Source organism: Parahaliea mediterranea (assembly GCF_003402235.1).
In the GTDB taxonomy this organism is placed as follows: domain Bacteria; phylum Pseudomonadota; class Gammaproteobacteria; order Pseudomonadales; family Halieaceae; genus Parahaliea; species Parahaliea mediterranea.
This window is the reverse complement of sequence record NZ_QEWO01000006.1, coordinates 176,851-200,101: the sequence shown is the minus strand read 5'-3', so window position 1 is coordinate 200,101 and position 23,251 is coordinate 176,851. Positions and strand designations below refer to the sequence as shown.

At 66.8% G+C, this 23,251-nt stretch carries 19 protein-coding genes; 12 read left to right on the top strand and 7 right to left on the bottom strand.

The window, feature by feature from the left end:
* Positions 1-1,845, bottom strand: a complete 1,845-nt coding sequence (gene ilvD / locus DDZ17_RS18335; protein WP_116368427.1) for a dihydroxy-acid dehydratase — start codon at positions 1,843-1,845, stop codon at positions 1-3.
* A 181-nt stretch (positions 1,846-2,026) separates the two neighbouring features.
* Entirely contained in the window at positions 2,027-2,560 is a 534-nt protein-coding gene (thpR, locus tag DDZ17_RS18330) for an RNA 2',3'-cyclic phosphodiesterase (protein ID WP_116368426.1), read from the bottom strand.
* Between the two features lie 127 nt (positions 2,561-2,687).
* Between thpR and DDZ17_RS18325 the strand changes: the two genes are divergently transcribed.
* Positions 2,688-3,797 carry a carboxylesterase/lipase family protein gene (locus DDZ17_RS18325; protein ID WP_116368425.1) on the top strand — a complete coding sequence of 370 codons (1,110 nt, stop codon included), beginning with the start codon at positions 2,688-2,690 and terminating at the stop codon, positions 3,795-3,797.
* Between the two features lie 28 nt (positions 3,798-3,825).
* Here the strand turns inward: DDZ17_RS18325 and DDZ17_RS18320 are convergent, their stop codons facing one another.
* Both DDZ17_RS18320 and argA read right to left on the bottom strand, forming a co-directional pair.
* Positions 3,826-4,377, bottom strand: a complete 552-nt coding sequence (locus tag DDZ17_RS18320) for a DUF3833 domain-containing protein (RefSeq protein WP_241505950.1) — start codon at positions 4,375-4,377, stop codon at positions 3,826-3,828.
* An 81-nt stretch (positions 4,378-4,458) separates the two neighbouring features.
* On the bottom strand, positions 4,459-5,763 hold the full coding sequence (argA, locus tag DDZ17_RS18315; RefSeq protein WP_116368424.1) for an amino-acid N-acetyltransferase: 1,305 nt from the start codon (positions 5,761-5,763) through the stop codon (positions 4,459-4,461).
* A 163-nt stretch (positions 5,764-5,926) separates the two neighbouring features.
* Here argA and DDZ17_RS18310 point away from each other — a divergent pair, with 163 nt between their 5' ends.
* A complete protein-coding gene (locus DDZ17_RS18310) occupies positions 5,927-7,210 on the top strand; it encodes a cation:proton antiporter (protein ID WP_206613593.1) in 1,284 nt (427 codons plus the stop codon).
* On the opposite strand, the gene argE is transcribed toward DDZ17_RS18310, so the two are convergent.
* The 3 genes from argE to DDZ17_RS18295 all read right to left on the bottom strand — a co-directional run bounded on the left by argE (position 7,198) and on the right by DDZ17_RS18295 (position 11,214).
* On the bottom strand, positions 7,198-8,349 hold the full coding sequence (argE, locus tag DDZ17_RS18305; protein ID WP_116368422.1) for an acetylornithine deacetylase: 1,152 nt from the start codon (positions 8,347-8,349) through the stop codon (positions 7,198-7,200). The genes DDZ17_RS18310 and argE overlap by 13 nt on opposite strands.
* 894 nt (positions 8,350-9,243) lie before the next feature.
* Positions 9,244-10,521 carry an inorganic phosphate transporter gene (locus tag DDZ17_RS18300; protein WP_116368421.1) on the bottom strand — a complete coding sequence of 426 codons (1,278 nt, stop codon included), beginning with the start codon at positions 10,519-10,521 and terminating at the stop codon, positions 9,244-9,246.
* 12 nt (positions 10,522-10,533) lie between these two features.
* A complete protein-coding gene (locus DDZ17_RS18295) occupies positions 10,534-11,214 on the bottom strand; it encodes a TIGR00153 family protein (protein ID WP_116368420.1) in 681 nt (226 codons plus the stop codon).
* Positions 11,215-11,386: 172 nt separating this feature from the next.
* Between DDZ17_RS18295 and tfpB the strand changes: the two genes are divergently transcribed.
* From tfpB to DDZ17_RS18245, 10 genes are read left to right on the top strand one after another with little or no spacing between them, the layout of a single operon-like run.
* Complete coding sequence (gene tfpB / locus DDZ17_RS18290) at positions 11,387-13,162, top strand: type IV pilus assembly ATPase TfpB (RefSeq protein WP_116368419.1); 1,776 nt, start codon at positions 11,387-11,389, stop codon at positions 13,160-13,162.
* 24 nt (positions 13,163-13,186) lie between these two features.
* Positions 13,187-16,084: a bifunctional [glutamate--ammonia ligase]-adenylyl-L-tyrosine phosphorylase/[glutamate--ammonia-ligase] adenylyltransferase gene (gene glnE, locus DDZ17_RS18285; protein WP_116368418.1), complete on the top strand. Its 2,898-nt coding sequence runs from the start codon at positions 13,187-13,189 to the stop codon at positions 16,082-16,084.
* A gap of 21 nt (positions 16,085-16,105) precedes the next feature.
* Complete coding sequence (locus DDZ17_RS18280) at positions 16,106-17,032, top strand: branched-chain amino acid transaminase (protein ID WP_116368417.1); 927 nt, start codon at positions 16,106-16,108, stop codon at positions 17,030-17,032.
* A gap of 32 nt (positions 17,033-17,064) precedes the next feature.
* Complete coding sequence (waaF, locus tag DDZ17_RS18275; protein WP_116368416.1) at positions 17,065-18,126, top strand: lipopolysaccharide heptosyltransferase II; 1,062 nt, start codon at positions 17,065-17,067, stop codon at positions 18,124-18,126.
* A complete protein-coding gene (waaC, locus tag DDZ17_RS18270; protein ID WP_116368415.1) occupies positions 18,114-19,106 on the top strand; it encodes a lipopolysaccharide heptosyltransferase I in 993 nt (330 codons plus the stop codon). Before waaF ends, waaC begins: the two co-directional genes overlap by 13 nt.
* Position 19,107: 1 nt before the next feature.
* Positions 19,108-20,247, top strand: coding sequence for a glycosyltransferase family 4 protein (locus tag DDZ17_RS18265; protein WP_116368414.1), 1,140 nt, complete (start codon positions 19,108-19,110; stop codon positions 20,245-20,247).
* On the top strand, positions 20,240-21,082 hold the full coding sequence (gene rfaP / locus DDZ17_RS18260) for a lipopolysaccharide core heptose(I) kinase RfaP (RefSeq protein WP_206613592.1): 843 nt from the start codon (positions 20,240-20,242) through the stop codon (positions 21,080-21,082). Before DDZ17_RS18265 ends, rfaP begins: the two co-directional genes overlap by 8 nt.
* Positions 21,079-21,846: a lipopolysaccharide kinase InaA family protein gene (locus tag DDZ17_RS18255; protein WP_157976722.1), complete on the top strand. Its 768-nt coding sequence runs from the start codon at positions 21,079-21,081 to the stop codon at positions 21,844-21,846. Before rfaP ends, DDZ17_RS18255 begins: the two co-directional genes overlap by 4 nt.
* A gap of 5 nt (positions 21,847-21,851) precedes the next feature.
* Positions 21,852-22,709 (top strand): alpha/beta hydrolase, encoded by an 858-nt coding sequence (locus DDZ17_RS18250; protein WP_116368412.1) that lies wholly within the window; start codon positions 21,852-21,854, stop codon positions 22,707-22,709.
* A gap of 36 nt (positions 22,710-22,745) precedes the next feature.
* Complete coding sequence (locus DDZ17_RS18245; protein ID WP_116368411.1) at positions 22,746-23,189, top strand: GFA family protein; 444 nt, start codon at positions 22,746-22,748, stop codon at positions 23,187-23,189.
* Positions 23,190-23,251 lie beyond the last annotated feature (62 nt).

Below are 23,251 nucleotides of genomic sequence, written 5' to 3'. Positions count from 1 at the left end.
TCAATCCAGCAGCGACAAATCCCGCACGGCGCCCTTGTCGGCGCTGGTGGCCATTTTGGCGTATACCTTCAATGCCGCACTCACCTTGCGCGGGCGGTCTTTCACTGGCTTCCAGGCGGCATCGCCCTTGGCTTCCATCGCCGCGCGGCGGGCGGCGAGTTCGTCATCGGACAGGCGCACGTTGATGCTGCGGCCGGGGATGTCGATGTCGATGGTGTCGCCGTGCTCCACCAGGCCGATGGCGCCGCCGGCGGCGGCCTCGGGCGAGGCGTGGCCGATGGACAGGCCAGAGGTGCCGCCGGAGAAGCGGCCGTCGGTGAGCAGGGCGCAGGCCTTGCCCAGGCCCTTGGATTTCAGGTAGCTGGTGGGGTAGAGCATCTCCTGCATGCCGGGGCCGCCGCGGGGGCCCTCGTAGCGGATGATGACCACGTCGCCGGCCTTTACCTTGTCGGCAAGGATGTCCGCCACGGCATCTTCCTGGCTTTCGCAGACGTAGGCAGAGCCGGAGAATCTAAGGATGGACTCGTCCACGCCGGAGGTTTTCACCACGCAGCCGTCTTCGGCGATGTTGCCAAACAGCACCGCCAGGCCACCCTCCAGGGAGAAGGCGTTGTCGAGGGAGCGGATGCAGCCGCCTTCGCGGTCATCGTCCAGCGAGGGCCAGCGGGTGTTCTGCGAGAAGGCGGTCTGGGTGGGAATGCCGGCGGGGCCGGCTTTGTAGAACTCGTGCACGGCTGCGTCCTGGGTGCGCACGATATCCCACTGTTCCAGGGCATCGGCGATGGTGGGGCTGTGCACGGTGGAGCAGTTGCGGTGCAGCAGGCCCGCCCGGTCCAGCTCGCCCAGAATGCCCATGATGCCGCCGGCCCGGTGCACGTCTTCCATGTGGTACAGGGGCGTGTTGGGCGCCACCTTGCACAGCTGGGGGACTTTGCGCGACAGGCGGTCGATGTCGGCCATGGTAAAGTCCAACTCGGCCTCCTGGGCCGCGGCCAGCAGGTGCAGGATGGTGTTGGTGGAACCGCCCATGGCGATGTCCAGGCTCATGGCGTTTTCGAAGGCTTCGAAGCTGCCGATATTGCGCGGCAGCACCGAGTCGTCGCCCTCGCCGTAGTAGCGCTGGCACAGCTCCACGGCAACCTGCCCGGCGCGATGGAACAGGCGCTCGCGGTCGGCGTGGGTGGCCAGGGTGGAGCCATTGCCCGGTAGGCTGAGGCCCAGGGCCTCGGTCAGGCAGTTCATGGAGTTGGCGGTGAACATGCCGGAGCAGGAACCACAGGTGGGGCAGGCGGAGCGCTCGTATTCCTGCACTTCTTCCTCGGTGGCGGAATCGTCGGCGGCAATCACCATGGCGTCGATCAGGTCCAGCTTGTGCTCGGACAGCTTGGTCTTGCCTGCTTCCATTGGCCCGCCGGACACGAACACGGCGGGAATGTTGAGCCGCATGGCGGCGTTCAGCATCCCGGGGGTGATCTTGTCGCAATTGGAGATGCACACCATGGCGTCGGCGCAGTGGGCGTTGACCATGTACTCCACCGAGTCGGCAATCAGGTCGCGGCTGGGCAGGCTGTAGAGCATGCCGTCGTGGCCCATGGCAATGCCGTCGTCCACGGCGATGGTGTTGAACTCCTTGGCCACGCCGCCGGCCTTTTCGATTTCCCGCGCCACCAGCTGGCCGAGATCCTTCAGGTGCACGTGGCCGGGCACAAACTGGGTGAAGGAGTTGACCACGGCAATGATGGGCTTTTTGAAGTCTTCGTCCTTCATGCCGGTGGCGCGCCACAGGGCGCGGGCGCCGGCCATGTTGCGGCCGGCGGTGGAGGTTTTGGAGCGATAGTCGGGCATGGTGCACACCTGCGCGCCCGCAGTGGCGCGCGTTCATTGGTCAGAAAAGGGCACGCAGAATAGCAAAAATGTGGCGTTTACCGTAGGGGTGGGTGGACAGGTGGGTAGACAAGGCTGCATGGACAGCCTTCTACCGACAGCGGCATGCGCCCAGGCGCGCCCGCAGCGGCTCACGCCGGTTTCACGGCTCCTGTGGCAGCAGCCAGCTGGTCAGCACGTGGTAGGCCACCCCCTCGCGCTGGCGCCGTGATTCAAACAAAGCGATCTCCCGCTGCTGCAGTGAAATGGCCGGCGGCTGGGCGGGCAGGGGTGGCGCCTGCGCGCAGCGCCGGAACAGGGTGATGTGAGGCTGAAAGCGCCGCCGGTCCCGCTGGGTGTGGGCGCTGGCGAGCAGCTGGCGCAACTTGCCGGCCTGCCGGTCCAGGGTGTCTGGCCACTGGCGCGGCCCCAGCCAGTACAGGCCATTGCCCGGCCAGTAGCCGGTCTGGTCCAACAACACGCAGGCGGCCGGCGGCGGGGTCTGGGCCAGCCAGTTATCCACCCGCTCGCACAGCTGGTCGATGGCCGGCAGGGCCAGCTCGCCGCCAAAGGCCAGGGTCAGGTGCAGGTTGGCCACCGGCACGGGCCTGGCCGCCGGGCCAAACTGGCGGTCGCGCCAGTCGCCGATGGCCAGCGCGGTGGACGGGTCGGGTTCAATACCGAAGAAAACACGCATGCTCTGCCCTGTTGCATTCGCCCTGTTACAAGGGTGTAAACCGGTGCCGTGTCTGGCCGCGGGGAATCTGGCGGCGGCGGGGCAATTGGGTTAATGTTCGCGCCGATAACATAACCAGAAACAGGATATGACCGTGCCCCATTTTGCCCGCCTTGCCCTGCTGCTTGGCTGCAGCCTGTTGTTCGCCTGCAGCGACAGTGGCGACAGCCACAATACACCGGTTACCCCGCCGGAGCCCAATGAGCCCCCGCGCCCGGCGCTGGAGCTGACCTTCTCCGAAGCGCCCATTGCCCTGGATGGTATCAACGCCGAGTTTGCCGCCGATGTGCCCTACGGCGACAAAGCGCGCAATGTGCTGGATATCTACCTGCCGCGCGACTGCGACGACCCCACGCCGCTGGTGATCTACATCCACGGCGGCGGTTTCACCGGCGGCGACAAGAGCAGCGCCCACGAACGCTTTGGCGATGACATTCGCGCCTTCCTGCAGAACTGCGTGGCCTACGCCAGCATCAACTACACCCTGCTGGAGGTGCCGGAGGCCGGCGGTGACATGAGCGCGGCGGCGGCCCAGGGCGGCGTGCTGACCTCGATGAACGACAGCGCCCGCGCCCTGCAGTTTATGCGCTATTACTTTGAAAGCCTGAACCTGGATGTGGACAACGTGGCCCTGTACGGCGGCTCCGCCGGTGCCGGCACCGCGCTGTGGTTGGGCACCCACGATGACATGGCCGACCCGGATGCCGAAGACGCGGTGCTGCGCGAATCCACCCGGGTCAAGGCGGTGGGCGCCCTTGCCACCCAGTCCACCTACGACCTGGTCGACTGGGAGGCGATTCTGCTGCCGGTCATCGAGCCCTTCGAGGCCATCCTCGGCGGCACCGACATCATCACCGTGGCCCAGGCCATCGGCACCGAAAACTACCTGCTGACCTTCCTCGGCGTGGCCTCGGTGGCGGAGGTGGATACCCAGGACAACATCGACTATCGCGCCAATGTGGACATGCTGGAACTGATGGATTCAGGCGATGCGCCGATTTACGTGCACAACTACGAGACCAGCCCGGATGATCTGCTCAACCTGTTCCTGCACCACGGCCTGCACGCCATCGCGGTGTACGACCGCGCGGTAGAGGTGGGGCTGGAAGCGGTGGGCTACTCCGAGCAGCCGGGGTACCTGCTTGAAGACCCTTCCGGCGAGGGCCATGTGTCCTTCCTGATGCGCCACATCCGCTAGCGCGCGCCCTTAGGTGCCCGCGGCGAGGTCACTGCGGGCGCCTTTCGATCACCAGCAAAATCCTGCCCACCGTCAGCCCGAACTTTTTCATGGTGGATTCGTTGACGATGACGCTCGGCGACACCAGGTACATGCGATCGTCGATGGTGAGGTCGAGGGTGCTCTGGTTGTAGGGAATGCGCAGCACGTATTCCATGAACAGTGCGTTACCGGCCAGCCGCGCCTGGGAATCGCCCACCACATCGCCGGCAGTGCCAATATAGCGCTGGTGGCCGCTGGCGTCGTGCCCGTCTGGCGTCAGGGTCCACACCCGCCGCTGGGCCTCACCATCGTCAAACACGAAGTCCTCTTCCAGCGTGCCCACGCCCTCGCGCCAGTAAGCCTTGATGTCGGCATTGAAGGTGCGAATGACGTCGCCGCGCCAGTTCTTCACCACGCCGTGGGCGGTCAGCGGACCATCGAAGAACTGTTCCAGTTGTAGCGCCGGTGTGCTGCCGGCATGGCGGCCAACGTCCGGCGAGGTACAGCCCGTTATCATCAGCCCGCAGGCCAGTGCGAACCCTGCTGCTTTGCTGCCCATGTGGTGCCTCCTTCTCGCGCTCAGGTTGTCCCCTGGATACGCAGGCGGCGGGCAAGAGGATGAGCCCGCCGCAGGAGGCCGCTACAGGGCCTTGAAAAACACCTTGGAGTTGCGCTGCAGGTTGTAGAGGTTCTGCTTCTGCGCCGGCAGTGCATCCCGTCCGCATTCGACAAAGCCCTGCTCGATAAACCAGTGGGCGGTCTGGGTGGTGAGCACAAACACCCGCTCCAGGCCCTGCTGGCGCGCCTCGCGCTCCAGGCCGCGCAGCAGCCGCTCGCCGCGTTTGCCGCCGCGGTATTCCGGGTGGGAGACGATGCAGGCCACTTCGCCGCAGCTGTCCTCCGGGTAGGGGTAGAGGGCGGCGCAGGCGAGAATGCGCCCGTCCCGCTCCAGCAGGCGGAAGTGGCTGATCTCGGTTTCCAGCAGTTCCCGCGAGCGCTTGAGCAGAATGCCCTGCTGCTCCAGCGGCTCGATCAACTCCAGAATGCCGCCGACATCGTCGATGGTCGCCCAGCGGGACTGCTCGTAATCGTCCTTGGCCACCAGGGTGCCGGCGCCATCGTGGGTGAACAGCTCCTGCAGCATGGCGCCGTCGTCCTGGAAGCTGATCACCTGGCAGCGCTCCACCCCGGCCAGGCAGGCGCGGCGGGCGGTGTCGGCAAGCCGCGCCTGCTCGTCGCTGGCAAAACTGAGCCCCGGCATCTCGCCCACCGCAATCTGGCGCAGCAATTCGCCGGCGGCATTCTGCAGGCCGGCGTCGGGGCCGAACAGCAACAGTTTGTCGGCGCCAATGGCAGAGGCGCAGTGCACGGCAATGTCCTCCAGCTGCAGGTTGAAAATCTCGCCGGTGGGCGAATAGCCCAGGGGCGACAGCAGCACGATGGAGCCGGCGGCGAGCTGTTCGCGAATGCCCGCCACGTCCACCCGGCGCACGCGTCCGGTGTGGTGAAAGTCCACCCCGTCCAGCACGCCGATGGGGCGCGCCGCCACAAAGTTGCCCGAGCACACCCGGATACGGCTGCCCTGCATGGGGGAGTTGGGCAGGCCCATGGACAGCAGCGCCTCAATCTGGGCGCGCAGGGAGCCGGCGGCGTCGGTGACCAGCGGCATGGCCGCGCTGTCGGTGACCCGCATGCCGTTGTGAAAGCGGCGCTCCAGCCCTGCCTGGGCCAGGCGCTCGTCGATCTGCGGGCGATTGCCGTGCACCAGCACCAGGCGCACGCCTAGGCTGTTGAGCAGTGCGATATCGTGAATGATGTGGGGGAAGTTCGCGTGCTGGGCCACCTCGCCCCCCAGCATCAGCACAAAGGTCTTGCCCCGGTGCGCGTTGATGTAGGGTGCGGTATTCCTGAACCAGCGAATCTGTTCCGGGCCGGTTGTACTCACCTGTCTGGCCTGTTTCCTAGCGTAAAACGCTAAGGTTACCCAATGCCTCAGTTGGCGCCTAATGGCAATAATGCACAGTGGTTGCCGCCGCCGCCATCGGCGGGTGGGCTGTAGTGGCGTATGCTGTGCCCTGCGCCATCAACCGCTACCACGGAGGGCCCCGGTGAATAACTTGCTGACGATTGGTCTGGTGTGCCTTGGCATCATTGCCTATGCCCTGGCGTCGCGGCGCCTGGACCGCGCCCTGGTCACCCTGCCCATGGTGTTTGTGGCGCTGGGCTATGCGCTGGCGCAACTGGGCATGGGAGGGGGCCTGTCGATGGATACCACGGCCCTGCATGTGTTCGCCGAGGTTACGCTGGTGCTGGTGTTGTTTACCGATGCGGCCAGTGTGCATTTTCGCAGCGCGCGGCACAGCCTTGGCATTCCCGCGCGGATGCTCCTGCTGGGCATGCCGCTCACCATCGCCCTGGGGTCGCTGGTGGCCTGGTGGGCGGCGCCCGGTGTGCCGCTGGTGATGGCAGTGTTGCTGGCCGCCATCCTGACCCCCACCGACGCGGCCCTGGGCCAGGCCATCATGGCCAGCCCGCAGGTGCCGCAGCGCCTGCGCGAAGCCATCAATATCGAGAGCGGCCTCAACGACGGCTTGGCGGTTCCGGTGATCATGGCCAGCGCGGTGCTGGCCGCCGGCGCTACCGGCACTGCCTTTCACGGCGCCCCGGACAACATGGTCCGTTTTATCATCCTGCAGCTGCTGCTGGGGCCGCTGACCGGCGCGGTGGTGGGCTGGCTGCTGGCGCGCCTGCTGGACCGGGCCCTGGAGCAGGGCTGGGTGTCTGGCCCCGGGCGGGCCATTGCCGTGCTCGCCGGCGCCATCCTGTGCTTTACCCTGGCGGAATACCTGGGCGGCAACGGCTTTATCGCCGCCTTCATCGGCGGGCTGGTGCTGGGCAACACCCTGCGCGCCGAGCGGGCGTTTATTTTTGAATTCATGGAGGGGGAGGGCCAGGTGCTCACCATGCTGACCTTCACCCTGTTTGGCGCCCTGCTGCTGCCCATTGGCCTGGCCCACGCCAGCTGGCAATCCGTTCTGCTGGCGCTGGCCTTTCTCACCGTGGTGCGCATGTTGCCAATCTGGCTGTCTCTGGCCGGCAGCGGCCTGAACCCGCTCTATAAACTGTCGCTGGGCTGGTTCGGGCCGCGGGGGCTGGCCAGCATCCTGTTCCTGCTGCTGATCGACGAGCAGTTCAACCTGCCGGGCTTCGAGGACATCATGGCCTGCGTGGTCATGGCCGTGCTGCTGAGCATTGTGGCCCACGGGGTCACCGCCAACCCGGTGGCGCGCTATATCGGGCGGCGCTATCCCGCGGGGGCTCCCAGGCGGCACCAAACGCCAGCGCCCCCTGAGGGCCCCGCTGGTTTCAGGCAGTCCGGTTACAGGCAGTAGTGGGCGATGCACTGCTCCAGCAGCGCAATGCAGGGGCGCAGCTGGTCCAGCTCCAGGTATTCGTCGGGCTGGTGGGCGCGGTCGATGGAGCCCGGGCCCATCACAATGGTCTCCATGCCCAGCTGTTGCAGGAACGGCGCCTCGGTGGCAAAGGCCACCGCCTGGGCGCTGTGGCCGGTCAGGCGCTCGGCCACCCGCACCAGCTCGCTGTCGGCGCCCTGCTCGAAGGGGGGCACCGGCTGCACCAGTGGCGCCAGGTCGATGGCAATGTCCCGCTGGGCGGCAAGGCCCGCCAGGCGCTGCTCCAGCTCCTGGCGCACCGCCTGCCAGCTGCCGTTGGGCGTCATGCGCAGGTCAATATGTAGCTCGCTCTGGCCACAGATGCGGTTGGGGCTGTCGCCCCCGTGCAGGCAGCCAAGGTTGAGCGTGGGGACGGCTACCTCAAAAGCCGGGTTGGCATAGCGCTGGCCCAGTTCGCCACGAAAGCGGATCAACTCCCCCATCACCGCGTGCATCGCATCCATGGCGCTGTTGCCAAGGGCCGGGTTGGAGGAGTGCCCCGCGCGCCCGGTGATGCGAATGGACTCCATCATAATGCCCTTGTGCATGCGCACCGGGGCCAGTCCGGTCGGCTCGCCGATAATTGCCGCGCGCGCCTTCGGCCAGCCCGCCGCCGCCAGCGCCCGGGCGCCGTCCATCGAGCTTTCTTCATCGGCCGTGGCCAGAATAATCAGCGGCTCGCGCAGGGGCTTGTGCAAAAAGCCCCGGGCCGCGGCCATCGCCAGGGGGAAAAACCCCTTCATGTCCGTACTGCCAAGGCCATACAGCCGGCCCTCGCGCTCGCTCAGCCGCAGCGGGTCACTCTGCCAGCGGCCCTCGTCAAACGGCACCGTATCCGTATGCCCGGCCAGCACCAGCCCGCCCGGGCCACTGCCGAGGGTGGCGACGAGATTGGCTTTGCTGCCATCGTCATTGACGTTGAGGATCTGCGTGGCAAAACCCATGTTGGCGAGCCACTGGGCGAGCTGTTCCACTACCGCGCGATTGCCCTGGTCCCAGCCGGGGTCGGTGGAGCTCACACTGGGCGTGCCGACCAGTGCGCTGAGTTGGCGAATGACCTGCTGTTCGGTGGTGGGCATGGTGGGGTGTGCCGCTGGGTGGGGTTGGGGCACGGTAGCGGTGTGGTGTGGGTGGCGTCAAGGTGGCTTGGGGGTGTTGGCGGTGGCGGCCCGCTGGGCCGCTGCGTGGCCGGCGATCAGGTGAGCGCTTTTACTCCATTGCGGGCGCATGCGGTGCGCGTTCCTTTTATTGTTTTTTACCTCGTTAGTTGCAGCCGGCTTTGGTTGTGGCGCCTGAGTGCACAGGATTGCTGGCACGTTGATCATTCTGAAGTTCGGTAGTGCCCTTCGCGGTGGCTGGAGACGAGGTAAGCTGGGATCGAGTTCGCATCCGACGCCCTCCAAGTCCGTAAAAGAGCTCACCTGTTCACCGGCAACGCGTCGGGTAGGCGATGCAGTGTCACATGGTTTTGGTTTTTGTGGGGGCTGAGGGAATCGGGGTGGATTGGGTGTGAAAGCGAAGCTATGGCGCTGTCGAAGCGTAGGCAGCCCAAAGGCCACTTAACCCGCAGCGTCAACCCTCTCCGCCCGCAGTGACGCCCCTGCCCCTGGTACCCGCATGGGCGTCGACAGGTGAAACCCTTTTGCGGACTTGGAAGGCGGCGGCTGTGGGCTCGGTCTCCACTTACCTCGTCTCGCTGCATCGCGAGGGGCACTGCCGAACTTAAGAACAATCAACGTGCCGCCGATACTGTGCACACCTATGCCCAGACCAAAGCCGTCCGCAACTAACGAGGTACAACCCGCCGAAGGAAGGCACACCGAACGCCTGGAATGGAGCAAAAGGGTTTCACCTGGCGGCGGCGATGCAGCGGCCGCGAGGCCGCCAGAGATAAGGCACCAGCCATCAGGCCGGCAGACAGAGCCCCCCGGTAAACGGCAAGGCAGCCACAAGGCCGCCCTGTCATCAGGGCCTCAGATAAACATCCCCCGGAACATAAAGAAGAACATAATCGCCAGCCCCGCACCCGCCGGCAGCGTAATAATCCAGGACATGAAAATCTGCCCGATCGTACGCAAATTCAGCGCCGCAATACCGCGGGCAAAACCCACGCCCAGCACCGCGCCCACCAGCGTATGCGTCGTGGAGATCGGCAGCCCCGTGGCCGAAGCCACCACCACCGTTGACGCCGCGCCCAGCTCCGCCGCAAAACCGCGGCTTGGGGTCAGCTCCGTAATCTTGCGGCCAATCGTCGCAATCACCTTCCAGCCGTAGGTCGCCAGGCCCACCACAATGCCAAAAGCGCCCACCAGCAGAATCCACCAGGGCAGGGCCGCCTTGGCCGCCACCTGGCCGCCGGACTCAATCGTCGCGGCAATCGCCGCCAGGGGGCCCACCGCGTTGGCAACGTCGTTGGAGCCGTGGGCAAAGGCCATGGAGCAGGCAGTGAACACCATCAGGATGGCGAATACTCGCTCCACATTGGCGAAGCGGTGCTGCTGGTTGGGCAGCTCCTTCACCCGCCGCAACAACAGGGCACCGAGGCCGGCGACCACCAGGCCCACCGCAGCGGAGACCGGCACGGCATTGGCGAATTTGCTGCCCAGGCCCAGGTCGATCTCAATACCGATGTGCTTCAGGCCCTTGAGCAGGGTGACCATGGAGATCATGAAGCCCACCATCCACATATACATGGGGATGTAGCGCTTGGCGCGGTGGAAGGGGTCGTCGGTGTCGAGGATGAGGGCCTTCACACTCATGAACAGGCCGAAGGAGATGGTGCCCGCCAGTACCGGCGACACCACCCAACTGGCGGCGATGGTGCCCACCTTATCCCAGTGGATGGCGTCCACCGAGATACCCACCGAGGCAAAGCCGACAATGGCGCCCACGATGGAGTGGGTGGTGGATACCGGCCAGCCCTTGATGCTGGCTATCAGCAGCCAGGTGCCGGCGGCCAGCAGCGCCGAGAGCATGCCGAACACCATCAGCTCTGGCTGGTCGGCCATGGACTCGGGGTCGATGATGCCCTTGCGGATGGTGGCGGTGACTTCGCCACCGGCCAGGTAGGCGCCGAGGAATTCGAAGATCATGGCCACGAAAATGGCCTGGGTGATGGTGAGGGCGCGGGAGCCCACCGAGGTGCCCATGGCATTGGCGACGTCGTTGGCGCCAATACCCCAGGCCATGAAGAAGCCGACACAGCAGGCAATGATCAGCAGCGTGCTGCCGTAGTTCGCAATAATTTCCATGGACGTGCTCTGTTATTTTGCCATCAGGATCTGCAGTCGGTGGCCGACGCGCTCGGCGGCGTCGGCCATGGCGGCCAGCAGCTCAATGATTTTGTAGTAGAACATCACATCAACCGGCGGCAGCTCGGCTTCCATCTTGAACAGCTTGCCGCGCAGGGCCTCGGCCTGCTTGTCGGTGCGGCCTTCCAGCTTGTCCAGCTCCTTGATCAGGCCCTCGACCCGCTTCACCTCGCGGCCGCTGAAGCCCACTTCCAGCAGCTGGTCCAGCTCGCGAATGGCCACCAGGGCCTGGCTCACGGTGTCGGCGCAGGTAGTGACCAGCTCCGCCAGGGGCAGTTGCAGGCTCTCGGGGAACTGCATCTGCCGGCCCAGCATGAGGCCGGAGGTGTCCTTGGCGATGTTGGCCACATGGTCCTGGATGGTCACCAGTTCCAGCAGGTCGGTGCGCGGCACCGGCAGGAACAGGCTCTTGGGCAGGTGGCGGCGCACCGAGCGCTTGAGCTTGTCGGCGGCGCGCTCGGCGTCGGAAATTTCCTTGAAGGTGGCCTCGGCGGTGGGCCAGTTGCCCTGGGCGCTGGCTTCGAAAAACAACGGCAGGAGCTGGGCGGCCTCGTTGGCGGCCTGCATGTGCTCCTGAATGGGGCCAATAGGCGACCTGCCGAACAGGCTGCCGATGGGGGTGGATCCCGGCATGAGTTTGCTCCCTGGAGATTCGCGCGCAGTATAGGGCCTCGTGTCACCGATGTCACAGGCCCCGGGGCACCTGTTTGCTGTGCCGGCGCAGCCCGTTACTGGCCCTGCCCTGTGCCGCTACTGCCGTGTGTTAGCATGCTGGCCAGCGACCGCAGCCAGTCAACGGTGATTCATGTCAGCCCCGATCAGCGAGCAATTGAACGAAGCGCCCCTCTCCCTGCCCTGGGTGATCCGGGAGCTGCACCGTGACGGCCGCCTCAGCAACGCCGAGCTGGCGCGCCTGGGCAAGGCCAGCCTGCGCGGCGTGCATCCGCTGGTGTTCATTGCCGAGCAGAAGCTCGACGACGCCGCCCGCCCGGGCCGCCAACTGGAAATGGACAACCTGCTGCACTGGCTGGCGGCGCGTACCGACCAGAGCGTGTATCGCATCGACCCTTTGAAAATCAATGTCAGTGCGGTGTCGGAGGTAATGTCCAAGGCCTTCGCCCAGCGCCACCGCATTCTGGCAGTTGAGGTAAACCCGGAGGATGTGGTGATCGCCAGCGCTGAGCCCTACATCCGCGGCTGGGAAAAAAACCTCGAACACGTGCTGCGCAAGCCGATTCGCCGGGTGCTGGCAGACCCCCGGGATATCGCCCGCCACACGGCGGAGTTTTACACCATGGCCGGCTCGGTGCGCGGGGCCCACGGCCGCAGCACCCCCGACAGCGCCGCCGGCATCACCAACCTGGAGCAGATGCTCGACCTTGGCTCCATGAAAGAGGTGGATGCCAACGACCAGCACGTGGTGAGCATTGTGGACTGGCTGCTGCAATACGCCTTTGAACAGCGCGCCTCAGATATCCACATCGAGCCCCGGCGCAAAGTGGGCAATGTGCGCTTTCGCATCGACGGGGTGCTGTACAGCGTGTACGAACTGCCGCAGCAGGTGTCGGCGGCGGTCACCAGCCGCATCAAGATTCTCGGGCGCATGGACGTGGCGGAAAAGCGCCGCCCCCAGGACGGCCGCCTGAAAACCCGCACCCCCGAGGGCAACGAGGTGGAGCTGCGCCTGGCCACCCTGCCCACCGCCTTCGGCGAAAAGCTGGTGATGCGGATTTTTGATCCGGATGTGCTGCAGAAATCCTTCGAGCAGCTGGGCCTGGCCGACCAGGACCTGCAACACTGGCAGGACATGACTGGCTACGGCAATGGCATTGTGCTGGTGACCGGCCCCACCGGCTCCGGCAAAACCACCACCCTTTATTCCACCCTGCGCCAGCTGGCGACTTCCGAGGTGAACGTCTGCACCATCGAGGACCCCATCGAGATGGTGGAGGGCGCCTTCAACCAGATGCAGGTGAATCACGGCATCGGGCTGAATTTTTCCTCCGGCGTGCGCGCCCTCATGCGGCAGGACCCGGACATCATCATGGTGGGGGAAATCCGCGACCTGGAAACCGCCAGCATGGCGGTGCAGGCGGCGCTCACCGGCCACCTGGTGCTGTCTACCCTGCACACCAACGACTCGCCCAACTCCATCTCCCGCCTGCTGGAGCTGGGGGTGCCGGCCTACCTGATCAAGGCCACCGTGCGCGGCATCATGTCCCAGCGCCTGGTGCGCATCCTGTGCCCGGATTGCAAGCAGTTTGAGCCCACCGACGCCGATGCCTGGCAGCAACTGGTAGAGCCCTACGATCTGGCCATGCCCGAACAGGTGGCGCGGCCGGTGGGTTGCCCGGCCTGCCGCGACACCGGCTACGTGGGCCGCCAGGGCATTTACGAAGTGCTGGTGAACAGCCCCGCGGTGCAGGCGCTGATCACCCCCCACATGGAGGCCGCCCAGGTGCGGCGCACCGCCATGGGCGAGGGCATGCAGACCCTGCGCCTGAGCGGTGCCGCCCGGGTGGCCCGCGGCGAAACCACCATCGAGGAAGTCATGCGCGTGGCGCCGGTGCTCGATGCCTGAGCAGCTGATTGTGTTGGAGTCTCTGTGAGCGAATTTCTGGCCGAACCCCTTCCCCCTGCGCTGGCCGAGCGGGCGGCGACCCTGCGCGGGCGCCTTGACGAGCGCTGGAGCCCGGATCAGCGCAGCCGCTGGCACAGCGCCTGGGCCGACTACCCGCAGCCCTTGCACCTGGACCATATGCTGGCCTGCAGCCCCTTCGTGGCAGACCTGCTGCAGCGCGACCCGCAGCCGATGCTGGACCTGCTGGCCACCGGCGAGCTGCTGCGCAGCCTGGCGGCAGGAGAGGTCGAGCAGCAACTGCAGGCGGCGCTGGCCGCCGAGCAGGCGGATCTGCTGCCGGTGCTGCGGCAGTTCCGGCGCCGGCAAATGCTGCGCATCATCTGGCGCGACTTCTGCCGCCTGGCCCCGACCCTGGAAACCACCCGCGACACCTCCCTGCTGGCCGAGGCCAGCATTCGCTGCGCCCTGGCCCACTGCCGCAGCACGCTGGAGGCCCGCTTCGGCCAGCCGCGCGGCCGCCACAGCGGTGAAGCCCAGGAGCTGGTGGTGCTGGCCATGGGCAAGCTGGGGGCGCGGGAGCTCAATGTCTCCTCCGATATCGACCTGATTTTTGCCTTCCCGGAAGCCGGCGACACCGACGGCGAGAAGGTCATCAGCAACGAACAGTTCTTTATCAAGCTGGGCCAGGCCCTGATTAACGCCCTGGATGCCACCACCGCCGATGGCTTTGTGTTTCGGGTGGACATGCGCCTGCGCCCCTACGGCGACAGCGGCGCCCTGGCCCACAACTTCAACGCCCTGGAGGACTACTACCAGGAGCAGGGCCGCGACTGGGAGCGCTACGCCCTGATCAAGGCCCGGGCCGTCACCGGCCGCGCCGAGGACGTGGCGGAGCTGGAGCAGATGCTGCGCCCCTTCATATACCGCAAGTACGTGGACTTCGGGGTGATCGACAGCCTGCGCAGCATGAAGCAGATGATTTCCTCCGAAGTGCGCCGGCGCGGCCTGGACAACGATGTGAAGCTGGGCCACGGCGGCATCCGCGAAGTGGAGTTCATCGCCCAGTGCTTCCAGCTTATTCGCGGCGGCCGCGACCTCGGCCTGCAGCAGCGGGAACTGCTGCCGGTACTGGCAGAGTGCGGCGCCCTGGGCTGCCTGCCGGAGGGCGCGGTGGACGAGCTGCGCAATGCCTACCTGTTTCTGCGCGACAGCGAGCACGCCATCCAGGGCTACCGCGACCAGCAGAGCCAGGCCCTGCCGGCGGAGCCGGAGCAGCAGGCCGCCATGGCCCGCCTGATGGGCTGCGCCAACTGGGACGACTATCTCCAGCGCCTGCAAAGTCACCGCGACAGGGTGGCTGCCCACTTCCGCGACCTGATCGCCGAGCCGGAAGAAAAAGACGCCGAGGCCGAGGACGATCTGGCCCTGTGGGGCGAAGACCTCGGCGCCGAAAGCCTGGCGGCGCTGGGTTATCGCCAGGCCGAGGCGAGTGCCGCCCCGCTGCTTGAACTGCGCGACAGCCGGCGCGTGCTGAGTTTGCAGAGCCAGGGTCGCGAGCGGCTGGAGGCGTTCATGCCGCAACTGATCCGGGCCTGCGCCGAGGCCCAGGACCCGGACCTCGCCCTGTCCCGGGTGCTGCCGCTGGTGGGCGCCGTGCTGCGTCGCACCGCCTACCTCGCCCTGCTGCTGGAGAACCCCGCGGCCCTGGATGAACTGGTGCAGCTGTGCGCCGCCAGCCCCTGGATTGCCAGCCTGATGGCCGAGCACCCGGTGCTGCTGGACGAGCTGCTGGACCGGGCCAGCCTGTACACCGCGCCAGACAAGGCCCTGCTGCAGGACGAGCTGCGCCAGCAGGTGGCGCGCCTGCCCATCGACGACCTGGAAGCGCAGATGGATGCCCTGCGCTACTTCAAGGCCGCCCATGTCCTGCGGGTGGCGGCCAGCGAGCTCACCGGGCGCCTGAGCCTGATGAAGGTGTCCGACAAACTCACCTGGCTGGCGGAGGCCATCCTCGAACAGGTGCTGGCGGTGGCCTGGTACGACCTCACCGCCAAGTACGGCGAGCCGGCGCGGGAGGGCGAGGGCTACGGCTTTGCCGTGTTCGGCTACGGCAAGCTCGGCGGTATCGAGCTGAGCTACGCCTCGGACCTCGACCTCGTCTTTATTTTTGACGCCGAGGCCAAAGGCAGCACCGCTGGGCCGCGCAGCATCGACAATACCGTGTTCTACACCCGCCTCGGCCAACGCATGATCCACATCCTGGAGACCCGCATGGCACTGGGGCAGCTCTATGAAGTGGACATGCGCCTGCGGCCCTCGGGGGATTCGGGCATGCTGGTGGCCTCCACCCGCGGCTTTGCCAGCTACCAGCAGGACACCGCCTGGACCTGGGAGCACCAGGCCCTGGTGCGGGCGCGCCTGGTGGCGGGCGACGCCGACGTGGGGCAGACCGTGTACGGCGTGCGCGAGCGCATTCTGCGCCTGGCGCGGGACGAGGCCGAGCTGGCGCGGGAAGTGGTGAAGATGCGCCAGCGCATGCGTGAGCACCTGCTACCGGCGGACGCCGCCGCAAAAGGGGAATTTCACCTAAAACAGGATGTCGGTGGTATCGTCGATATTGAATTTATGGTGCAATACGCGGTCTTGGCGTGGTCCCACCGGGTGCCGGCGCTGGCACACTGGTCCGACAATATCCGCATCCTCGAGACCCTGGGCCGCGAAGGCTTATTCGAGCAGCAGGAGTGCGATGCACTCACCCAGGCCTACCTGGCCTATCGGTCCGCTGCCCACCAGCTTGCCTTGCAACAGCAACCCGATGTCGTAGCGGCCGCGGACTATCGCGAGCACCGCGATGCCGTCAGCGCCAAGTGGCAGCAATTATTTGCATCAAATGGGCATGGTGCGCAGGACAACAGCGCGTAGGCAACTGACAGGAGTAGGGCAATGACATTCGCGGATCGCGACGGACTGATCTGGCTGGACGGGGAAATGATCCCCTGGCGCGAGGCGAAGGTGCATGTGCTGACCCACACCCTGCACTATGGCCTCGGCGTGTTCGAGGGCGTGCGCGCCTACAAAACCCCGGACGATGGCACCTGCATCTTCCGCCTGCATGAGCACACCAACCGGCTGTTCAATTCCGCCCACATCCTGGGCATGGCCATGCCCTTCGACAAAGACACCCTGAACGAGGCCCAGCGCCGCGTGGTGCGCGAGAACAAGCTCGACGAGGCCTACCTGCGCCCCATGTGCTTCTTCGGCTCCGAGGGCATGGGCCTGCGCGCTGACAACCTGAAGACCCACGTGATGGTGGCCGCCTGGGAATGGCCCTCCTACATGGACCCCCAGGCCCGCGACCGCGGCATCAAGGTGCGCACCTCCTCCTACACCCGCCACCACGTGAACATCACCATGTGCAAGGCGAAGGCCAACGGCAACTACATCAACTCCATGCTGGCCTTGAAAGAAGCCCTGGAGAGCGGCGCCGAAGAGGCCCTGCTGCTGGACAACGAAGGCTACGTGGCCGAGGGCAGCGGCGAGAACGTGTTCATTGTGCGCGACGGCCAGATCTACACCCCGGATCTCACCTCCTGCCTGGACGGCATCACCCGCAACACCGTGTTCGCCCTGGCGGCGGAGCTCGGCATGGAAATCCGCGAAAAGCGCATCACCCGCGACGAAGTCTACGTGGCGGACGAGGCCTTCTTCACCGGCACCGCCGCCGAGGTGGTGCCGATTCGCATGCTTGATGGCCGCGCCATTGGCAGCGGCTCCCGCGGCCCCATCACCGAGCAACTGCAGACCATGTACTTTGACTCCGTGCGCGGCAACCGCAGCCAGAACCGCGAGTGGCTGACCCCGGTCGCCTGAACCGGTCACCACCTTCTGCGTCTGCCGTTGGCATGCCCCCCCTATCCGAGACAAGGGCCGCCAAGAACATCCTGATCGTCGGCCCGTCCTGGGTCGGCGACATGGTGATGTCCCAGTCCCTCTACCGGGTGCTGAAAGCGCGGCGGCCGGGCTGCACCATCGATGTCCTGGCCCCGGCCTGGAGCGAGGCCATTCTGGCGCGCATGCCACAAGTGCGCGCCAGCCTCACCCTGCCGCTGGCCCACGGCGAGTTGGGCCTTGGCAAGCGCTGGCGGCTGGGCCGTCAGCTTGAGAAGCAGGCCTACGACCAGGCCATCCTGCTGCCCAATTCCCTGAAGTCGGCCCTGGTGCCGTTTTTTGCCAATATCCCCCTGCGCACCGGCTGGCGGGGCGAGATGCGCTTTGGCCTGCTGAACGATATCCGCCTGCTCATCGAGCGCGACCTGCCCCTGATGGTGCAGCGCTTTGTCGCCCTGGGGCTGGATGAGGGCAGCGCCCTGCCGGCGGACATTCCACCGCCGGCCCTGGTGGCCGACAGCGCCGGCGCCAGCGCCGCCGCCGGGCGCTTTGGCCTGGATACCGGGCGGCCCATCCTCGCCCTTTGCCCGGGGGCGGAATTCGGCTCCGCCAAGCGCTGGCCCGAAGCTCACTACGGCGAGCTGGCCCGCCAGTACCTGGCGCGGGGCTGGCAGGTCTGCCTGTATGGCTCCGCCAATGACCGGCCGGTGACCGCCGCCATTGCAGCGGCGGCGGGCGGCCAGGCCGACTGCTTTGACCTGGCCGGGCAAACCAGCCTCGGCGAAGTGGTGGACCTGCTGTCCCTGTCTACCGCCGTGGTCAGCAACGACTCCGGCCTGATGCACATTGCCGCGGCGCTGGAGCGGCCGACCCTTGCCATCTACGGCGCCACCTCGCCGGGCTTTACCCCGCCGCTCTCGGCGCGTTCGGCCACACTGGTGAGCAGCATCGACTGCGCCCCCTGCTTTGAACGGGAGTGCCCGCTGGGGCATCATCGCTGCATGCGCGAGCAGCTGCCACACACCGTCAGCGCCCGGCTGGATACCCTGCTGGAGAGCCCGGCTTGCGCGTCCTGATCGTCAAAATGTCGTCCCTGGGGGACGTCATCCACACCCTGCCGGCGCTCACCGATGCCGCCCGCGCCATCCCCGGCATCCAGTTCGACTGGGTGGTGGAGGAGGGTTTTGCCGAAATCCCCGCCTGGCACCCAGCGGTGGACCGGGTCATCCCGGTGGCGTTGCGGCGCTGGCGCAAAACACCGCTGCAGTCCTTTGGCGGCACCGAGTGGCGGCGTTTTCGCAGCGAGCTGGCGCGCCATCACTACGCCGCGGTGATCGATGCCCAGGGCCTGTTGAAAAGCGCCTTTATCACCCGCCTGGTAAAAGCCCCGCGCTATGGCTACGACCGCGACAGCGCCCGCGAAGGGCTGGCGGCAAGGGCCTATCACCACCGCATCTGCGTGCCGCGGGAGCTGCACGCGGTGGAGCGCACCCGGCGCCTGTTTGCCGCCGCCCTGAACTATCCGGTGCCCGATGCCAGGGGCGACTACGGCGTGCGCCAGCACCTGGTGGCCGGCGCTCACCCCGGCCAGCGCAGCCTGTTGTTCTTTCACGGCACCGCCCGGGACGAAAAGCTCTGGCCCGAGCCCCACTGGGTCGAGCTGGCCGCACTGGCGGCGGCGGCGGGCTACCAGGTGGGCCTGCCCTGGGGCAGCGACAAGGAGAAGGCCCGCGCCCAGCGCATTGCCGCCGCGGCCCCCAATGCGCGGCTGTTGCCGAAGCTGGATTTGCTGGGGCTGGCGGGCATGCTGCTGGAAGTGGACGGCGCAGTGGCAGTGGATACCGGCCTTGGCCATCTCAGCGCCGCCCTGGATGTGCCCTCGGTGTCCCTTTATGGACCCACCCGCACCAGCCTGATTGGCGCCTATGGCCAGAACCAGGTGCACATTCAGTCGCCGGTGGGCCCCGCGCAAAGCGCCGACCCGGCGGCCATGATGGCCGCCATCACCCCGGCCATGGTGTGGCAGGCCCTGCAGCCGCTGCTGCCCGGGGCCTGACATGCGCCTCGCCTTTCTGCTCTACAAGTACTTTCCCTACGGCGGCATGCAGCGCGACTTCCGCCGTTTTGTGGAAGAAGTCCAGGTGCGGGGCCATACAGTCCGGGTGTACTTTATCCGCTGGCAGGGCGAGCCGCTGGCCGGGGTGGACGCGCGCCAGGTACCGGTGAGGGCGCTGTCCAATAACCGCCGCAATGCGCGCTACCTCGACTGGGTGCAGGCCGACCTGGCGCGCGATCCGGTGGACGGCGTGGTGGGTTTCAACAAGATGCCGGGGCTGGACGTGTATTACGCCGCCGATTCCTGCTACCTCGACAAAGCCCTGCAGGAGCGCGGCTGGCTGTACCGGCTGACGCCGCGCTTTCGCCACTTTGCCGCCTACGAACGGGCGGTGTTCGCCGCCGATGGGCATACCGAGATTCTGCTCATCTCCGAGACCGAGAAAGCCAAGTTTTTGCGCCACTACCACACCCCGCAGCATCGCCTGCACATGCTGCCGCCGGGCATTGCCCCGGACCGTCGCGCCGGCTTGGATGCGCCGGCGCGCCGGGCGGCAAAACGGGCCGAGCTCGGCCTGGCGGAGGGCGAGCACATGCTGCTCTTTGTGGGCTCCGGCTTTATCAAAAAAGGCCTGGCCAGGGCCATTCGCGCCCTGGCCAGCCTGCGTGAACAGGGCCTGCCCGCCCGGCTCTTTGTTGTCGGTCAGGACAAGGAGGCCGGCTTTCGCCGCCAGGTAGCGAGCCTGGGCATGACCGGCCAGGTGCACTTTCTCGGTGGCCGCGACGACGTACCCGACCTGCTGTTGGCGGCGGATGTGCTGGTGCACCCGGCCCTGGATGAGGCCGCCGGTATTGTGCTGCTGGAGGCCCTGGTGGCGGGCCTGCCGGTGGTGGTGACCGATGTCTGCGGCTACGCTCATCATATTGGCGCGGCGGGCGCCGGGCGTGTGCTGGGCGCGCCCTTTGCCCAGCCGGCGCTGGAAACGGCGCTCAAGGAGGTGCTGGCGCCACCGGAAAACCAGCGCTGCCGTGCGGCGGCGCTGGACTACGCAGGGCGGGAAGACCTTTATTCCATGCATCGCACAGGCGCCGAACTGATCGAGACCCTGCTGCAGCGCAAGCGGGGCAACGCGAGTGGCTGAGCAGTGGCTGCGCGACGACCTCGCCCGGGCAGTGGGCGGCGAGGCGTTGCTGGACTGGGGCCGGCGGGTGGCGGCAGCGGTGCCGGCGGATGCCGTGTACCGCGCCCGCGAAGGCCGGCGCACCGTGCGCCTGCTGCTGGACGGGCGCGCCTACTTCCTCAAATACCACGGCGGCATCGGCTGGGGCGAAATCTGCAAAAACCTGAGCCAGCTGCGCCTGCCCATCCTCGGTGCCGGCAACGAATACCGGGCGGTCAACCTGCTGCGGGCGCTGGGCGTGGACACCATGACCGTTGCCGCCTACGCCCGTGCCGGCCTGAACCCGGCCCGGCAGCGCTCCCTCATCGTCACCGACGAATTGACCGGCACCGTCAGCCTGGAGGATTACTGCCGCCACTGGCGCCAGCAGCCGCCGCCCTTTGCGCTGCGCCAGAAGCTGATCCGCAAGGTGGCGGACAGCGCCCGGCGCATGCACGAGGCGGGCATCAACCACCGGGACTTCTACCTCTGCCACTTCCACCTTGACCCGGCCACCCTGCACCAGCGCAGCCCCCGCTGCCACATTATCGACCTGCACCGGGCCCAGCTGCGCGACAAAGTGCCCAAGCGCTGGCTGGTCAAAGACCTCGCCGGCTTGTATTTTTCAGCCATGGACATCGGCCTCACCCAACGTGACCTGCTGCGCTTTTTGCGCCATTACCTGCCGGGCGGGTTGCGCCAGGCCGCCGGCCCCCGGCGCTTCTTCTGGCGCAGCGTGCACAAAAGCGCCCTGGCCCTGTACCGCAAGGACCACGGCACCGCGCCGCCGCCGGGCCCCTGGGAGCGGCAGCCGTGAATGCCCGCATCCTGCGCGACGGCCCCCTGTGCGAGGCCCTGCGCAGCGAACTGGCTGCTACCGATAATCTGCGCCACTGGCTGGGTGAGCGCGGGCGCCTGCTCAAGCAGGAAAACCGCAGCACCGTGGTGCTGGCGGACATTCACGGGCGCAGCTGCTACCTCAAGCTGTTCGCCAGTAAATCGCGCTGGCAGGGCCTGCTGTTTCGCTTCAGCATCAGCCGGGCGGTGCGCGGCTTCGATGCCGCCGCGCGCCTGCGCGAAGCCGGTGTTGCCGCGCCGGAGCCGCTGGGCTGCCTGTGGCTGGAAGAGGGCGCCCTGCTGGCCACCGCGGCGCTCGATGGCGCCGACCTCAAAACCCTGTGGACGGGCGACCCTGGCCACGCCCTGGACTGGTTTTCCATCATGCAGCGCTGCGCCCAGAGCGTGGCGGCCCTGCACCGGGCCGGTTACGCCCACGGCGACTGCAAGTGGGCCAACCTGGTGCTGGAGGGCGATCACTGCGTGCTGGTGGATCTGGACGGCGTGAGCCGGGCCAGTCGCGCCAGCAAGCGCCAGGCGGTGGATATCGCCCGCTTTACGCTCAACGCCGAGGAGCTCTCCCTGCCGGTGGAATACTACGATGCCTTTGTGGAAACCTACTGCCAGGAAACCGGCCGCGACTGGGCCGATGTGACCCGCGCAGCCATTGCACCGCTGGTGACCCTGCGCAAGCGTCACGCCCACAAATACGGCCGCCGCGGCCACGAATTACTGGGGAGGTAAACCCGATGGACGAACCCGGCGCAAACCCGGCCACTGCCACTGCGCTAGCAGAAGAAGGCCGCCTGCCGGGGGAGGTGTTCTACCGCCACTGGCGCGCCACCACCGAGCCTCGCGCTGTCATCCTGCTGGTGCACGGCCTGGGGGAGCACAGCGGCCGCTACCAGGGCTTTGCCGATTACTTCTGCCCTCGCGGGTACGCCGTGGTGGCGCCGGATCACCCGGGCCACGGCCGGTCGCCCGGGCATCGCGCCTACATAGATCGCTTCGAGGACTTCTTCGCACCCCTGGATGCCCTGCGCGAGCAGATTCGCCAGTGGTACCCCGGCCTGCCCTGCGCCCTGGTGGGCCACAGCATGGGCGGGCTGATCAGCGCCCGCTACCTGCTGGAGCACCCGCGGGATTTTTATGCCGCCGCCCTGTCCGGCGCGGCCCTGGGGGTGGACCCGAAACCGTCGGCCGTACTGCTGTGGATCAACAGCCTGCTGTCCAGGCTCTTTCCCCGCATGGGCCTGCTGCAGCTGGATGCCACCCAGGTGTCCCGCGACCCGCAGGTAGTGCAGCGCTATATCGACGACCCGCTGGTGCACAGCGGCAAGGCCAGCGCGCGCCTGGTCAGCGAGCTGTTTCGGGCGATGGGCGAGGTGCAGGCGCGGCGTGGCGAGATTACCCTGCCCCTGCTGGTCATGCACGGCGAGGGGGATGTCATGACTGCGCCGGGCGGTTCTGTGGCCTTCCACGAGGGGGCTGGCTCAGCGGACAAAACCCTGCGTCTTTATCCGCAGTTGTACCACGAGATCTTCAACGAACCCGAGCGCCTGCAGGTGCTGGACGACCTGGAAACCTGGCTGCGGGAGCGCCGCTAGCGCCGTTGCAGGCGCCGGCCTGCCTGGAGATTGAGCATGGATACACAGCGCGAGGGCTCCTGCCTGTGCGGCGCCGTCCGTTTTCGGGTGCGGGGTGACTTCGAACACTTCTACCTGTGTCACTGCAGCCGCTGCCGTAAGGGCAGCGGTTCGGCCCACGCCGCCAACCTGTTCTCGGCCAGTGCACAGCTGCAATGGCTGCAGGGCGAATCCCGCTGCCGGCGCTTTCGCCTGCCGGGCAGCCGGCACGAGCGCTGCTTCTGTGAGGTCTGTGGCTCGGCCTTGCCTTATGCGCTGCCTCATGTTGATAAGAATGCCGAGCCCAATGCCCAGGTGAGTGAGACGCTGGTGGTGTTGCCCGCCGGTAGCCTGGACGACCCGCTGGGTCAGTTGCCCCAGGCTCACCTGTTTGAGGGCGCGAGGGCGGATTGGGATCAGCAGCTGGAGACCTTGCCGGGGTTTGACGCTCTGCCCGAGTGAACGCCCGGTCGTGAAGCAGGCGCCGGCCGGCGCTGGGCCACGGTGCGCGGCCGCCCGCGCAC